At 55.3% G+C, this 14,627-nt stretch carries 12 protein-coding genes and 1 tRNA gene; 12 read left to right on the top strand and 1 reads right to left on the bottom strand.

The window, feature by feature from the left end; translation table 11 throughout:
* From dapB to greA, 4 genes are all read left to right on the top strand, one after another.
* The gene (gene dapB, locus JAO79_RS04890) at window positions 1-804 is read left to right on the top strand and encodes a 4-hydroxy-tetrahydrodipicolinate reductase (protein ID WP_199006000.1); all 804 of its coding nucleotides are present in this window, start codon (window positions 1-3) and stop codon (window positions 802-804) included.
* Between the two features lie 384 nt (window positions 805-1,188).
* Complete coding sequence (gene carA, locus JAO79_RS04895; protein ID WP_227664324.1) at window positions 1,189-2,319, top strand: glutamine-hydrolyzing carbamoyl-phosphate synthase small subunit; 1,131 nt, start codon at window positions 1,189-1,191, stop codon at window positions 2,317-2,319.
* A gap of 80 nt (window positions 2,320-2,399) precedes the next feature.
* Window positions 2,400-5,618, top strand: coding sequence for a carbamoyl-phosphate synthase large subunit (gene carB / locus JAO79_RS04900; RefSeq protein WP_199006001.1), 3,219 nt, complete (start codon window positions 2,400-2,402; stop codon window positions 5,616-5,618).
* Window positions 5,619-5,622: 4 nt separating this feature from the next.
* Window positions 5,623-6,105, top strand: coding sequence for a transcription elongation factor GreA (gene greA / locus JAO79_RS04905; RefSeq protein ID WP_114334537.1), 483 nt, complete (start codon window positions 5,623-5,625; stop codon window positions 6,103-6,105).
* A gap of 66 nt (window positions 6,106-6,171) precedes the next feature.
* Here greA and yhbY read toward each other — a convergent pair whose 3' ends face one another.
* Window positions 6,172-6,480 carry a ribosome assembly RNA-binding protein YhbY gene (yhbY, locus tag JAO79_RS04910; protein WP_199006002.1) on the bottom strand — a complete coding sequence of 103 codons (309 nt, stop codon included), beginning with the start codon at window positions 6,478-6,480 and terminating at the stop codon, window positions 6,172-6,174.
* Between the two features lie 275 nt (window positions 6,481-6,755).
* On the opposite strand from yhbY, the gene ftsH reads away from it, so the two are divergent.
* The 8 genes from ftsH to nusA all read left to right on the top strand — a co-directional run bounded on the left by ftsH (window position 6,756) and on the right by nusA (window position 14,614).
* Complete coding sequence (gene ftsH / locus JAO79_RS04915; RefSeq protein ID WP_265091605.1) at window positions 6,756-8,699, top strand: ATP-dependent zinc metalloprotease FtsH; 1,944 nt, start codon at window positions 6,756-6,758, stop codon at window positions 8,697-8,699.
* Window positions 8,700-8,793: 94 nt separating this feature from the next.
* Window positions 8,794-9,624 (top strand): dihydropteroate synthase, encoded by an 831-nt coding sequence (folP, locus tag JAO79_RS04920; protein WP_199006004.1) that lies wholly within the window; start codon window positions 8,794-8,796, stop codon window positions 9,622-9,624.
* Window positions 9,624-10,967: a phosphoglucosamine mutase gene (glmM, locus tag JAO79_RS04925; protein ID WP_199006005.1), complete on the top strand. Its 1,344-nt coding sequence runs from the start codon at window positions 9,624-9,626 to the stop codon at window positions 10,965-10,967. The genes folP and glmM overlap by 1 nt, the downstream gene beginning before the upstream one ends.
* Window positions 10,968-11,048: 81 nt before the next feature.
* On the top strand, window positions 11,049-11,807 hold the full coding sequence (gene tpiA / locus JAO79_RS04930) for a triose-phosphate isomerase (RefSeq protein ID WP_199006006.1): 759 nt from the start codon (window positions 11,049-11,051) through the stop codon (window positions 11,805-11,807).
* 24 nt (window positions 11,808-11,831) lie between these two features.
* Window positions 11,832-12,194: a preprotein translocase subunit SecG gene (gene secG / locus JAO79_RS04935; RefSeq protein WP_199006007.1), complete on the top strand. Its 363-nt coding sequence runs from the start codon at window positions 11,832-11,834 to the stop codon at window positions 12,192-12,194.
* 10 nt (window positions 12,195-12,204) lie between these two features.
* Window positions 12,205-12,289, top strand: a tRNA-Leu gene (locus JAO79_RS04940).
* A gap of 316 nt (window positions 12,290-12,605) precedes the next feature.
* Window positions 12,606-13,067, top strand: a complete 462-nt coding sequence (rimP, locus tag JAO79_RS04945; RefSeq protein ID WP_114334531.1) for a ribosome maturation factor RimP — start codon at window positions 12,606-12,608, stop codon at window positions 13,065-13,067.
* Window positions 13,068-13,120: 53 nt separating this feature from the next.
* On the top strand, window positions 13,121-14,614 hold the full coding sequence (gene nusA, locus JAO79_RS04950) for a transcription termination factor NusA (RefSeq protein WP_199006008.1): 1,494 nt from the start codon (window positions 13,121-13,123) through the stop codon (window positions 14,612-14,614).
* The last annotated feature ends 13 nt before the right edge of the window (window positions 14,615-14,627 follow it).

The raw sequence follows: 14,627 nt of genomic DNA on the forward strand, positions 1-14,627 counted from the left end.
ATGCGGGTAGCAATCATTGGCGCCGCCGGGCGCATGGGTAAAGTGTTGATCGAGGCAGTGGACGGCACCGAAGGGCTTGAGCTGGGTGCAGCGATTGTCGAGCCAGATAGTAGCCTTATCGGCGCAGATGCCGGCGACATGACGGGGATTGGTAAAACCGGCGTGAAGCTTGCCGCCAGTCTGGCGGACGTGAAAGACGACTTCGATGTGTTGGTCGATTTCACCTTCCCGGATCTGACATTGGAAAACGCCGAGTTCTGCAAAGCCAATGGCAAAATGCTCGTGATCGGCACCACCGGTATGACCGACGCGGAAAAACAGCAGCTTGCCCAAGCGGCTGAGTCAGTTCCCGTTGTGTTCGCGCCCAACATGAGCGTGGGCGTAAACGTGGTGCTGAACCTGCTCAAAACGGCAGCGGCAACACTGGGTGACGACTACGACGTAGAAATCATCGAAGCCCATCACCGCCACAAAAAAGACGCACCTTCCGGTACCGCACTGCGCATGGGCGAAGTCGTTGCCGACGCACTGGGGCGTGATCTCAAAGAGTGTGCGGTCTATGGTCGTGAAGGCTTCACCGGTGAACGCACCCGAAAAGAAATCGGCTTCGAAACCATCCGCGCCGGCGATGTTGTGGGTGATCACACCGTGCTGTTCGCCACCGAAGGCGAGCGCATCGAAGTGACTCACAAAGCCAGCAGTCGCATGACGTTCGCTAAAGGTGCGATGCGCGCTGCCCTGTGGTTGAAAGATAAGCCGGCAGGCTTGTACGACATGCAGGATGTGCTGAATCTGAAGGGTTGATCCTTCGGTAGATTTGGCAGGCTAACTCGGAGGCGGTGGCTTGCACGCTTGCCTTCCGGAAATGTCGTAGGCCATGGATGGCCGAAGAGAAGCGCACAGGGATGTGCTTGTAGCGGTTTCCGGAAGGCAAGCGTGCAAGCCGCTGCCGGAGTTCGAGTTTGTTGGAGTTGAAGTTTGCCTATATCAAGCCAAGCCGTAATTCGCGATGGACAAAAAGCGACAAAATTCGTAGAATAAGTCGATTTTTTTGCACCAAGCGTACCTTTGAAAAGTTTCTAGAAAAGCGGGACCGAGCCACCACTCAGTCTCGCTTTTTTGCAACCTGACTTTGCGCTTGCGTTCCTGTTCGTGACGAACTTACGCCACTCGATGAGGATACAAGCCTTGAGTACACCAGCAATCCTTGCACTCGCAGACGGAAGCCTGTTTTACGGCACCGCCATCGGCGCAGACGGAGAAACCAGCGGCGAAGTGGTATTCAATACCGCAATGACCGGCTACCAGGAAATCCTGACCGACCCGTCCTACTCGCGCCAAATCGTCACCTTGACGTATCCCCACATCGGCAACACCGGCGTTAACGAAGAAGACGTGGAATCCGACCGCGTACACGCCGCAGGCTTGATCATTCGTGATCTGCCGCTGATCGCCAGCAGCTGGCGCAGTCAGGGTAGTTTGGAAGATTACCTGCGAAGCAACAACATCGTTGGTATTGCTGACATCGATACACGCCGCCTGACCCGCATTCTCCGGGACAAAGGTTCCCAGAACGGAGCCATTCTGGCCGGCGAAAACGCCACAGCTGAGCGTGCTCTTGAGCTGGCGAAAGCCTTCCCCGGCCTGAAAGGCATGGATTTGGCGAAAGAAGTGACTTGCCAAAAATCCTACCAATGGAAGCAGGCCGAATGGGACCTAGCCAACGGCTATGGTGAGCAAGCGGATGCCAAGTTTAAAGTGGTCGCCTGGGACTATGGCGTCAAATACAACATTTTGCGCATGCTCGCATCCCGTGGTTGTGACATCACCGTTGTACCGGCGCAAACTCCGGCTTCGGAAGTGCTCGCCATGAATCCGGACGGAATCTTCCTGTCTAACGGCCCTGGCGATCCAGAGCCCTGCGATTACGCCATCAGCGCCATAAAAGAAGTGCTGGGTACCAGCATCCCGGTATTCGGTATCTGCCTGGGTCACCAGCTATTGGCTTTGGCCAGCGGTGCCAAAACCATGAAGATGAACCACGGCCATCATGGTGCGAACCACCCTGTGCAAGATCTCGACAGCGGTGTCGTCATGATTACCAGTCAGAACCACGGTTTTGCGGTGGACGCGTCCACATTGCCTGCGAACATTCGGGCCACCCACAAGTCATTGTTCGACGGAACGTTGCAGGGACTTCGCCTGACCGATAAGCCGGCCTACAGCTTCCAGGGTCACCCTGAAGCCAGCCCCGGCCCCGGCGATGTAGCCCCCCTGTTTGACGAGTTTATCCAGTTGATGGAAGCGCGATCCGCTTAACGCAGGGTCACCACGGATAACGACAGGCGCTGCGTTCTGCGCTGCAAGAATTCAAAAGTTGCTGACAGGTTTACCAAGACATGCCAAAACGTACCGACATCAAAAGCATCCTGATCCTGGGCGCAGGCCCCATCGTGATCGGGCAGGCGTGCGAGTTCGACTACTCCGGAGCCCAGGCTTGTAAAGCCCTGCGCGAAGAGGGCTACCGGGTAATTCTGGTGAACTCCAACCCGGCTACCATCATGACGGACCCGGTCATGGCCGATGCCACCTACATCGAGCCCATCAACTGGAAAACCGTCGAAAAAATCATCGAGAAAGAAAAGCCGGACGCGCTGCTGCCGACCATGGGCGGCCAGACCGCGCTGAACTGCGCGCTGGACCTGGAAAAATACGGCGTTCTCGAAAAGCACGGCGTTGAAATGATCGGCGCGAACGCTGACACCATCGACAAAGCCGAAGATCGTAACCGCTTCGATCAGGCCATGAAGAAAATTGGCCTTGAGTGCCCGCGTGCATCCATTGCCCATTCCATGGAAGAAGCCTGGGAAATCTCCAAAGAAATCGGCTTCCCGTGCATCATTCGTCCGTCGTTCACCATGGGTGGTTCCGGTGGCGGTATCGCCTATAACAAAGACGAATTTGAAGAAATCTGTACTCGCGGTCTGGATCTCTCTCCGACCAACGAACTGCTGATCGACGAATCCCTGATCGGCTGGAAAGAGTACGAGATGGAAGTTGTTCGTGACAAAAACGACAACTGCATCATCGTCTGTGCCATCGAAAACTTTGACGCCATGGGCGTGCACACCGGTGACTCCATCACCGTTGCCCCGGCTCAGACCCTGACCGACAAAGAATACCAGATCATGCGGAACGCCTCCCTGGCGGTGCTGCGTGAAATCGGCGTTGAGACGGGTGGTTCCAACGTTCAGTTCGGTATTAACCCCAACACCGGCCGTATGGTTGTCATCGAGATGAACCCGCGGGTATCCCGTTCTTCGGCGCTGGCTTCCAAAGCAACCGGTTTCCCGATTGCCAAAGTGGCCGCCAAGCTGGCGATTGGTTACACCCTCGATGAATTGCAGAACGAAATCACCGGTGGTGTCACTCCGGCCTCGTTTGAGCCGAGCATCGATTACGTGGTCACCAAGATTCCTCGCTTTACTTTCGAGAAGTTCCCGCAGGCAGACGCCCGACTGACCACTCAGATGAAATCCGTGGGCGAAGTCATGGCCATTGGCCGGACCTTCCAGGAATCGGTGCAGAAAGCATTGCGTGGTCTGGAAGTGGGTTCCGAAGGTTTCGACGAGAAGCTGGAAGATCTGGATTCAGAAAACTCCCGCGAAACTCTGACCACCGAGCTGAACGTACCGGGCGCTGAGCGCATCTGGTACATCGGTGATGCCTTCCGCGCTGGCATGACAGTTGATGAAGTTTTCAAGCACACCAAGGTAGATCCTTGGTATCTGGTGCAGATTGAAGACCTGATCAAAGAAGAAACGGCCCTGAAGACCGCAGGCAAGGCGGATATCGATCATGCCACCTTATTCCGTCTGAAGCGCAAAGGTTTCTCTGACGCGCGTTTGGCCAAGCTGCTCGGTATCTCAGAAGCAAGCATGCGCAAGCTGCGCCACGATCTCGGTGTGCGCCCGGTCTATAAACGCGTGGACACCTGTGCCGCCGAATTCGCCTCAGACACCGCTTACATGTACTCCACCTATGAAGAAGAGTGCGAGGCGGATCCGTCGGATCGTGAAAAGATCGTGGTTATCGGTGGTGGGCCTAACCGGATTGGCCAGGGCATCGAGTTTGATTACTGCTGTGTTCACGCCGCGTTTGCAATGCGCGAAGACGGCTATGAAACCATCATGATCAACTGCAACCCGGAGACCGTGTCTACCGACTACGACACCTCGGATCGCTTGTACTTCGAGCCGATCACTCTGGAAGATGTTCTGGAAATCATTGATGTTGAAAAGCCGAAGGGCGTGATCGTTCAGTACGGTGGTCAAACACCGCTGAAACTGGCGCGCGGCCTGGAAGCGGCCGGTGTGCCGATTATCGGTACCAGCCCGGATGCGATTGACCGTGCCGAAGACCGTGAGCGTTTCCAGCAGATGATCCAGCGCTTAGGTCTGAAGCAGCCGGAGAACGCCACCGTACGCAGCCACGAAGAAGGCATTGTGGCCGCTCGCGAGATCGGTTATCCGCTGGTGGTTCGTCCGTCCTACGTTCTGGGCGGTCGTGCCATGGAAATCGTCTACGACGAAACCGAACTGGTTCGCTATATGCAAAGTGCTGTGTTGGTGTCTAACGACAGCCCGGTACTGCTGGATCACTTCCTGAATGCGGCCATTGAGGTGGATATCGACGCCATCTCTGACGGCACCGATGTGGTGATCGGCGGCATCATGCAGCACATCGAGCAGGCGGGTATTCACTCCGGTGACTCCGCGTGTTCACTGCCGCCGTATAGCTTGCCGGCCGACGTTCAGGATGCCATGCGCGAAGCCGTCAAGAAGATGGCCATCGAGCTGGAAGTGATCGGCCTGATGAACGTGCAGCTGGCCTGGCAGGGTGGCGAAATCTACGTGATCGAGGTGAACCCACGCGCCTCCCGTACCGTGCCGTTCGTGTCCAAAGCCATTGGCTTGTCTCTGGCCGCCGTTGCGGCTCGGGTGATGTCCGGCAAGACTCTGAAAGAACTGGAATTCACGCAGGAAATCGTACCGACTTACTACGCGGTGAAAGAGTCTGTGTTCCCGTTCAACAAGTTCCCGTCGGTTGACCCGATTCTCGGGCCGGAAATGAAATCCACCGGTGAAGTCATGGGGCTGGGTGACAGCTTTGATGAAGCTTTCGCCAAGGCATCTTTGGCCGTTGGCGATAAATTGCCGACTGAAGGCACCGCGTTCATGTCGGTGAGAAATGTCGATAAGCCGGGCGCCATTGAAGTGGCCCGTGAACTGATCGACGCCGGCTTCAAGATCGTTGCAACCACAGGCACCGCAAAAGCGCTTGAAGAAGCGGGCATTGCCGTTGAGCACGTCAACAAGGTACGTGAAGGCCGTCCGCACATTGTGGATGCAATCAAGAACGGCGAAGTACAGCTGATTATCAATACCACCGAAGGCCGCAAGGCCATCTCTGACTCGTCGCAAATCCGTCAGTCGGCGCTGCAGAGCAAGGTAACCTATACGACGACTCTGGCAGGTGGCGAAGCCTACTGCCGAGCCATTAAGTTTGGTCCGGAGCGCGCTGTTCGTCGCCTCCAGGACTTGCACGCAGGGAAGTAACGATATGTCTAATGATAGAGTTCCTATGACCAAGCTGGGCGAAGCTCGCTTGCGTGAGGAGCTGAAGAAGCTGAAATCCGAAGATCGTCCGCGGGTTATTCAGGCGATTTCTGATGCCCGCGAACACGGCGATTTGAAAGAAAATGCTGAATACCATGCTGCGCGTGAGCAGCAGAGCTTCATTGAAGGCCGCATTCAGGAAATTGAAGGCAAGCTGTCAGTGGCTCAGGTCATCGACGTGACCGCCATGGAAAATACCGGAAAGGTGATTTTCGGGACCACGGTCGAGTTGGTGAACATGGATACCGATGAAGAGGTGACTTACCAGATTGTTGGCGAAGACGAAGCCGACATCAAGGCTGGCAAGCTCTCGGTCTCGTCGCCGATCGCGCGGGCTTTGATCGGTAAAAGTGAAGGTGATGTGGTGGCCATCCGCATCCCTTCAGGCACTGTTGAGTACGAAATTGCCGAAGTGCAGTACATCTAAGGTACTGCAGGCAAAGAAAAGCCGGCCGGAGGGGAACCTCGGGCCGGCTTTTTTGTGGCCGAATGCTTATTTATTTCTGATCAGGTTTGAAAGCTTCGGGTTCGGCTTTTTCGAGCGGCGCAGAATCACAGCAATTTTGCCGATGGTCTGCACAAGCTCGGCTTTGGCGCTTTTGCACAGAGCCTCGATGGCTTCCTGGCGGGCTTCCCGATCCTGGCTGGCCACTTTGATCTTGATCAGTTCGTGGTCGTTCAGGGCTCGGTCCAGTTCGTCTTGAAGTCCTTCGGACAGGCCTTTGTCGCCGACAATGATGACGGGCTTCAGGTTGTGGGCGATGGCCCGGTACTCCCGGCGCTGTTCCGGTGACAAGCTCATGATGTAATCTCTTTATCAATGCTATTAACAAAAGGTCAGCGGCTTAAATGCTGACAACGAAGTATAATGGAATGATTGTAACAGATAGAGGCCCTCTAAGAATGGCTGTAATCACTTACAGGGGCGTTCGTAAGTTTAGTGGTCGGGAACGATTTCCCGAACTCTGTGTCTTTTACGGATAGGCCACTTCTGGTTTACGAACGTACATTTGGTGTAAGGTGTTCGAAAAGGGTAGGCGGTCAGGCCGCGGCTCTGCAATTCACAGGTGATGATCCTTGAACGATATGGCAAAAAATTTAGTTCTCTGGCTAGTAATAGCCGCTGTGCTGCTGATGGTGTTTCAGAATTTCACGCCCACCACCAGCGGGCAACAAGTTAATTATTCCCAGTTTGTCGAAATGGTCCAGCAAGGGCAGGTTCGTCAGGTGACGGTCGATGGGCTGGAAATTCAAGGTGTTCGAGGCGATGGCTCTCAGTTTCAGACCGTTCGTCCTCAAGTGCCAGACAACAAGCTGATGGACGATCTGCTTGCCAATCAAGTAGAGGTAATTGGTAAAGAGCCTGAGCGCCAGAGCCTGTGGACTCAATTGTTGGTGGCCGCGTTCCCGATTCTGATCATCATTGCGCTGTTTATGTTCTTCATGCGCCAGATGCAAGGCGGTGGCGGCGGCAAAGGGCCGATGTCCTTTGGTAAGAGTAAAGCCCGTCTGCTCAGTGAAGATCAGATCAAAACAACGTTCGGTGACGTAGCCGGCGTTGAAGAGGCCAAAGAAGACGTCAAAGAGCTGGTTGACTTCCTGCGCGACCCCAGCAAATTCCAGCGTCTGGGCGGCCGTATCCCCAAGGGCGTTCTGATGGTTGGCCCTCCGGGTACAGGTAAAACGCTGTTGGCGAAAGCCATTGCCGGCGAAGCCAAAGTGCCGTTCTTCTCCATCTCGGGTTCAGACTTCGTCGAGATGTTTGTGGGTGTTGGTGCGTCACGTGTCCGGGACATGTTCGAACAGGCCAAAAAGCAGAGCCCCTGCATTATCTTCATCGATGAGATTGACGCGGTCGGTCGCCATCGTGGTGCCGGTATGGGTGGTGGTCACGATGAACGTGAGCAGACCCTGAACCAGCTGCTGGTCGAAATGGACGGCTTTGAAGGCAACGAAGGCGTTATCGTAATTGCCGCAACCAACCGTCCGGACGTACTGGACCCGGCCTTGTTGCGCCCCGGTCGATTCGACCGTCAGGTGGTTGTCAGCTTGCCCGACATCAAAGGGCGCGAGCAGATCCTGAAAGTGCACATGAAAAAAGTGCCACTGGCAGACGGTATCGATCCGGCTGTGATCGCACGCGGTACACCCGGATTCTCCGGCGCTGATTTGGCGAACCTGGTGAACGAAGCTGCGTTGTTTGCGGCTCGCCGCAATCTGCGTCTGGTTTCCATGGAAGAGCTGGAGCTGGCGAAAGACAAGATCATGATGGGCGCCGAGCGCAAGTCCATGGTGATGAATGAGAAAGAAAAGCTGAATACGGCTTATCACGAAGCAGGGCATGCGATTGTGGGGCGCTTGGTTCCCGAGCACGATCCGGTCTACAAAGTGAGTATCATTCCTCGTGGCCGTGCCTTGGGTGTGACCATGTTCCTGCCCGAAGAGGATAAGTACAGCCATTCCAAGCGTTACCTGATCAGCTCAATTTGCAGCTTGTTTGGTGGTCGTATCGCGGAAGAGCTCACGCTGGGTGCGGATGGTGTCACCACGGGTGCATCCAACGACATCGAGCGCGCGACCAGTCTTGCGCGCAATATGGTGACTCGCTGGGGGCTCTCCGACAAACTGGGGCCGCTGCAGTACGATACAGACAGCGAAGAGCCATTCCTGGGTCGCTCGGCTGGCCAGTCTCACACGGTGTATTCACCCGAGACGGCGCAGCGCATCGACGAGGAAGTGCGCAACATCGTGGACACCTGCTACGAGACCGCCAAGCAGATTCTGGTCGAGAATCGTGAGAAGCTCGATATGATGGCTCATGCGTTGATGAAGTATGAAACCATCGATCGCTTTCAGATTGATGACATCATGGAAGGTCGCGAGCCTCGCCCGCCCAAGAGCTGGGGTGACGGCGGTTCATCCGCAGGTGGTGCGCCAGAGAGTGCCGAGCCGGCACCGGAGCCCAAAGAATCGGGTGACGGTGGTCAGCCCGGAGTCGGGCGTCCGGCTGGCGAGCACTGATCGGCACGAAAGTCGCAAGTAATATCCGACGCCGCCCACAATCTGGGCGGCGTTTGTTTTTGTCCCTTCGATACAGTTTTCCGGAATTTGCCCTATGATCGTTAATTTTGCCGGCCGCCAACGAAATCTGTCTGAATGTCATGTTATGGGCATTCTCAATGTCACGCCCGATTCGTTTTCCGATGGCGGCCAATTCAACAGCGTGGACGCCGCCATCCTTCGAGCGAAACAGATGGTGGCTGACGGAGCCACTTTCGTAGACGTTGGTGGTGAGTCCACGCGTCCAGGCGCCGCGCCTGTCTCGACGCAACAAGAGCTGGATCGGGTTTGCCCCGTGGTAGAGGCCATAGCACGGGAATTGGATGTGGTTGTGTCTGTGGATACCAGTAACCCGGTAGTGATGGCAGAAACCGTTAAGGTCGGCGCTGGTTTGATCAATGATGTCCGGGCGCTTCAGCGTAAGGGTGCGCCTAAGGTGGCTGCTGAAGCGGGAGTTCCGGTGTGCTTGATGCACATTCAGGGAGAGCCGGACACCATGCAGGATTCGCCGATCTACCGGAACGTACGGCGGGAAGTCAGCTCGTTTTTGACGGAGCGGGTGCGAGTAGCCGAAGCGGCTGGTGTGTTACCGGAAAATATCATTCTTGATCCCGGGTTCGGTTTTGGTAAGACGGTTGAGCACAATGTTCAGTTGTTGGCAGGCTTGGAGCAAATGCACATGCTTGGCCATCCGCTGTTGATTGGCATCTCGAGAAAATCGATGCTCGGAGTCATCACGGGCCGCGATGTGAACGAAAGGTTGTCTGCGAGCCTCGCAGCCGCGACAATATCGGCCATGAAAGGCGCGAGCATTCTGCGGGTGCATGACGTCAGGGAAACGGTGGACGCCGTTAAAGTGGTAACGGCCATTAAGGAGGCAAGGTAATGTCCCAGCGGAAATATTTTGGTACCGACGGCATTCGCGGGCGTGTTGGCGAACGGCCCATCACCCCGGAATTCATGCTTCATCTTGGTTGGGCGGCCGGGCAAGCGTTTAAAAAGGCCGGGCAGCGCAACAGTGTGTTGATCGGTAAAGACACCCGGTTGTCAGGGTATATGTTTGAATCAGCGCTTGAGGCGGGGCTTTCTGCCGCAGGGGTGGATGTCAAACTGCTTGGTCCCATGCCGACCCCGGCCATTGCCTATTTGACGCGCACGTTCCGGGCGTCGGCGGGTATTGTGATTAGTGCCTCCCACAATCCTCACCATGACAACGGTATCAAGTTTTTCTCGGCTGCCGGCACCAAGTTGGATGATGCACTGGAATCGGAGATCGAACGCTGGCTGGATAAGCCGATTGAGGTCTGCGAGCCGAAAGAGTTGGGTAAAGTCAGTCGGATCGATGACGCGCCTGGCCGCTATGTCGAATTCTGTAAGAGTACCGTTCCGAACGAATTCACGCTGGAAGGGCTGCATGTGGTGCTGGATTGTGCCCACGGCGCAACTTACCACGTGGCACCAAAGGTGTTCCGCGAGCTGGGTGCCAAGCTGACCGTAATTGGTGCCGAGCCGGATGGGCTGAATATCAACCTGAACGTTGGCTCTACCCATCTTGAAAGCCTGAAACAGACGGTTATCGACAAGGGTGCTGATTTGGGAATCGCTTTCGATGGTGACGGCGACCGGGTCCTCATGGTCGATCGGGACGGATCTGAAGTGGACGGTGACGAACTGCTGTATATTCTGGCATCCCAGCGGCGCGCTGAGGGGCGTCTGGAAGGTGGCGTGGTTGGCACGTTGATGACCAATCTGGGTGTCGAGTTGGCACTAAACGAGCTGGATATCCCGTTTGAGCGTGCAAAGGTTGGCGATCGCTACGTGATGGAGCGGTTGCTGGCCAATGACTGGCTGGTTGGCGGCGAAGGCTCCGGGCATATGGTCATTCGCGACTGCATCGGTACGGGCGATGGCGTGATATCGGCCTTGCAAGTGCTGTTGGCGATTGGCAACTCCGGAAAAACGTTGTCAGAGCTGCGCAGTGGTATGAACAAGTTGCCGCAAACCATGATCAATGTGAAAGTCGCCCAGCGCTTTGACCCGCTGAGTCGGGACGATATCGTCAGCGCCATGCGCGAGGCTGAAGAATCGCTTGGCGATTCCGGGCGTATTCTCTTGCGAGCTTCAGGGACTGAGCCTTTGATCCGGGTCATGGCAGAAGGCAAAGATGCCGCTGAAATTGCTCGCGTCGCTGAGAGCCTTGCAGAGGTGGTAGAGCAGTCAACCCCCTGATTCAAAACGGGGCGGTTGTGCAGATGAAATCTCTGCTGTATAGTTCGCCCTCGCTTACGCTCGGGACATTTGAGAGTTCATATGCGCCGTAAAATTGTAGCCGGAAACTGGAAGATGAACGGGTCGAAAGACCTTGTGCAGCAACTGGTCGGCGTGATTTGTGATCGTGCGGTCGGGCTGGATGACGCTGCAGAGGTGGTCGTCATTCCTCCAGCGCCTTACGTCCCCCTGGTTCAGCAGCAGTCCGATGGCAAGCTTGCCGTCGGTGTGCAGAACGTCAGTGAATGGCAATCCGGAGCCTACACGGGTGAAGTGTCTGCGGATATGGCGAAAGACCTTGGCTGCAGTTTTGTGCTGGTGGGTCATTCCGAGCGTCGTCAGCTGTTTGGTGAAGGCGATGATGTTGCAGCTCGCAAGGTTGCGCGCGTGCTGGAAAGCGGTTTGACAGCGATGCTTTGTGTCGGTGAAACGCTGGAGCAGCGGGAAGCCGGAGAGGCTGAGCGTGTGGTTGCCGAGCAGGTCAGAAGCGGTCTGGCCGGAGTTGCAGGTGATCAGTGGCAAGGAATTGTCGTAGCTTATGAGCCTGTATGGGCTATAGGTACGGGCAAAACGGCTACGGCTGAAGATGCCCAGGCGATGCATGCGGAGATTCGAAACGTCCTGAAAACAATGGGCGCACCCGCAGAAGAGGTTTCGGTACTTTACGGCGGCAGTGTAAAAGCGGATAATGCAGCCGCTCTGTTTTCAGAGCCCGATATCGATGGTGGTCTTATAGGTGGAGCTTCCCTTAAGGCTGACGAGTTTATTAGTATTTGCCGGTCTTTCCCGGCGGGTAACTAAGTCGAAACGAATACGAGAGTCTGTATGGATTGGATCGAAACACTGGTAGTTGTTGTTCACGTCGTTATCGCCGTGGCGCTGGTTGGTGTCGTCTTGATCCAGCAGGGCAAGGGTGCGGATGCCGGCGCGGCGTTCGGTGGCGGTGCTTCCCAGACCGTTTTTGGTAGTCAGGGTAGTGGCAGCTTTTTGACCCGTGTAACCACCTTGATGGCGGTTGTGTTTTTTGTGACAAGTTTTTCGTTGGCGATTTTCGCCAAGCAGCGCGCGGAAGTGGCTGGTGAAGCCGGTATCCCGGTGCTTCAGGAGTCCTCTGCAGAGCAGGTTCCGGCTCTGGATGAAGGCGCCAGCAGCGACACGAAAGAAAACGAGCTTCCCGAGCTCGAGTGATAGAGTTTTTGCCCAGGTGGTGAAATTGGTAGACACGCCATCTTGAGGGGGTGGTAGCGAGAGCTGTGCCGGTTCGAGTCCGGCCCTGGGCACCAATTTTCAACAAAGACGGCTTGGTTTATCCAGGCCGTCTTTGTTTGGTCAGTCCTTGACCGATCCGCTTCGTATCTCTATACTTCCGCGGATATTGGAGTCAGTGTTTCATCCTGACTTCCAGGCAGGCCAGGTGTCTGTCGGCAGTTAGCCGTTTTGGGTTTGGCTTTCTGCGAATTCTTGCAACAAAAAGCCCCGTTCTAAGGGGCTTTTTGATTAAGGGGCCTGGCGCAAGGGCCCTAGTGCATAAAAGGGCTGCTCAACAGCCCTTTTTTTGTTTTTGTACATTGAAAATTCTCAAGACGGAGGCGGCGACACTTGTCAGCCAAGCTTAATCAACTCGAAGAGATACTGCGCCCGGTAGTCGAGGGGCTCGGATATGAGTTTTGGGGTATCGAATTTCGTTCTCGCGGCTATCAATCGATGTTGCGGGTGTTTATCGATGACGCCGAAAACGGTATTGGCATTGAAGACTGCGAAAAGGTAAGTCGGCAAGTCAGTGGCGTAATGGATGTGGAAGATCCCATCCAGAGTGAGTATACGTTGGAGGTTTCATCCCCGGGGATGGATCGCCCGTTGTTTCGTCTTGAGCATTATCAGGCGTTTGTTGGGCATAAAGTCCAGCTCAAGCTCCGTATGGCTTTTGAGGGCCGCCGAAAGTTCCAAGGCCTGATCAAAGGTGTGGAAGGTGACGAGGTGGTTATCGTGGTAGACGATCACGAATACCTGTTGCCGTTCGACAGTATTGATAAAGCCAATATCGTTCCGGTTTTTGAATAAGTGTATTCAAGAATTCTTAGATGTATTGATTATTTTGAAGGCAGGGCAATCGCATGAGTAAAGAGATCTTGCTGGTAGTGGAGACCGTCTCGAACGAGAAGGGCGTCGACAAGGACGTGATTTTTGAGGCCATCGAGCTTGCGCTCGCCACTGCTGCCAAAAAGCGTTATGAAGATGAAGAAGCGGACATCCGTGTTTCTATCGACCGCCGTACCGGTGAGTACGAAACCTTTCGCCGTTGGTTGGTGGTAGACAACGACGCGGTACCCGCGCTGGGTACCGAGCTGACCATGCAGGAAGCGGAAGAAATTGATCCGTCTCTGCAGCCGGGCGACATGTACGAAGAGCAAACCGAGTCAGTTGCTTTCGGTCGTATCGGTGCGCAAGCGGCCAAACAGATTATTTTCCAGAAAGTCCGTGAAGCCGAGCGCTCCAAGATCGTAGATAGTTACCGCGATCGCGTAGGTGAGCTGGTTTCCGGTACCGTAAAGAAAGTGACCCGGGACAACGTGATTGTGGATCTGGGTAGCAACGCTGAAGCTTTGCTGCCGCGTGAACACCTGATTGCTCGAGAGACCTTCCGCATGGGCGATCGTGTGCGCGCTCTGCTGCTGGAAATTCGCGTTGATCATCGTGGTCCGCAATTGATCCTGAGCCGTACTGATGCCCAGATGCTGATCGAATTGTTCCGCATCGAAGTGCCAGAGATTGCCGAAGAGCTGATCGAGATCCGTGGCGCTGCCCGTGATCCCGGTTCGCGCGCAAAAATTGCTGTGAAAACCAACGACCGTCGTATCGACCCGGTCGGCGCGTGTGTGGGCATGCGGGGTTCCCGTGTTCAGGCTGTTTCCAATGAGTTGGGCGGCGAGCGCGTTGATATCGTTCTTTGGGACGACAACCCGGCACAGCTGGTTATCAATGCCATGGCTCCGGCAGAAGTGGCCTCCATTGTGATGGACGAAGACCGTCACACCATGGACGTAGCCGTGGCTGAAGACAATCTGGCCCAGGCCATTGGTCGAAACGGACAGAACGTTCGTTTGGCCACCGAGCTGACCGGCTGGACATTGAACGTCATGACTGAAGAAGAAGCGGGCGAGCGCCAGGAACAAGAGCTTGGCCGTTTGCTTGAACACTTCACCAAGCACCTTGATGTTGATGAAGAGTTTGCAAGTGTCCTGATCGAAGAAGGCTTTTCTTCTATTGAAGAAGTGGCCTACGTACCGATGGAAGAAATGCTGGCCATCGATGGTCTGGATGAAGACACCGTGACGGAACTTCGTAAGCGTGCCAAAGATGCCCTGCTGAATCAGGCCTTGGCCGGTGAAGAGGCCCTTGAAGGTGCCGAGCCTGCGGAAGACCTGCTGGAAATGGAAGGTATGGAGCGGGCACTGGCGTTCAAGCTTGCCGGTATGGGCGTTCGCACGATGGAAGATCTCGCAGAGCAATCAGTTGATGATCTGCTTGAGATCGAAGGTGTTGATGAAGAGCGTGCAGGTCAATTGATTATGACGGCACGTGCACCCTGGTTTGAAGACCAGGCCTGATTCGGGAGAGGAG

It is taken from the genome of Marinobacter litoralis (assembly GCF_016427555.1).
Taxonomy (GTDB): domain Bacteria; phylum Pseudomonadota; class Gammaproteobacteria; order Pseudomonadales; family Oleiphilaceae; genus Marinobacter; species Marinobacter litoralis_A.

What these genes read in the sequence shown, in the direction of transcription:
- dapB (WP_199006000.1), top strand. Translation starts at nt 1, where the DNA reads ATGCGGGTAGCAATCATTGGCGCCGCCGGGCGCATGGGTAAAGTGTTG.
- glmM (WP_199006005.1), top strand. Translation starts at nt 9,624, where the DNA reads ATGTCCCAGCGGAAATATTTTGGTACCGACGGCATTCGCGGGCGTGTT.
- secG (WP_199006007.1), top strand. Translation starts at nt 11,832, where the DNA reads ATGGATTGGATCGAAACACTGGTAGTTGTTGTTCACGTCGTTATCGCC.
- tpiA (WP_199006006.1), top strand. Translation starts at nt 11,049, where the DNA reads ATGCGCCGTAAAATTGTAGCCGGAAACTGGAAGATGAACGGGTCGAAA.
- nusA (WP_199006008.1), top strand. Translation starts at nt 13,121, where the DNA reads ATGAGTAAAGAGATCTTGCTGGTAGTGGAGACCGTCTCGAACGAGAAG.
- greA (WP_114334537.1), top strand. Translation starts at nt 5,623, where the DNA reads ATGTCTAATGATAGAGTTCCTATGACCAAGCTGGGCGAAGCTCGCTTG.
- folP (WP_199006004.1), top strand. Translation starts at nt 8,794, where the DNA reads ATGATCGTTAATTTTGCCGGCCGCCAACGAAATCTGTCTGAATGTCAT.
- yhbY (WP_199006002.1), bottom strand. Translation starts at nt 6,480, where the DNA reads ATGAGCTTGTCACCGGAACAGCGCCGGGAGTACCGGGCCATCGCCCAC.
- carB (WP_199006001.1), top strand. Translation starts at nt 2,400, where the DNA reads ATGCCAAAACGTACCGACATCAAAAGCATCCTGATCCTGGGCGCAGGC.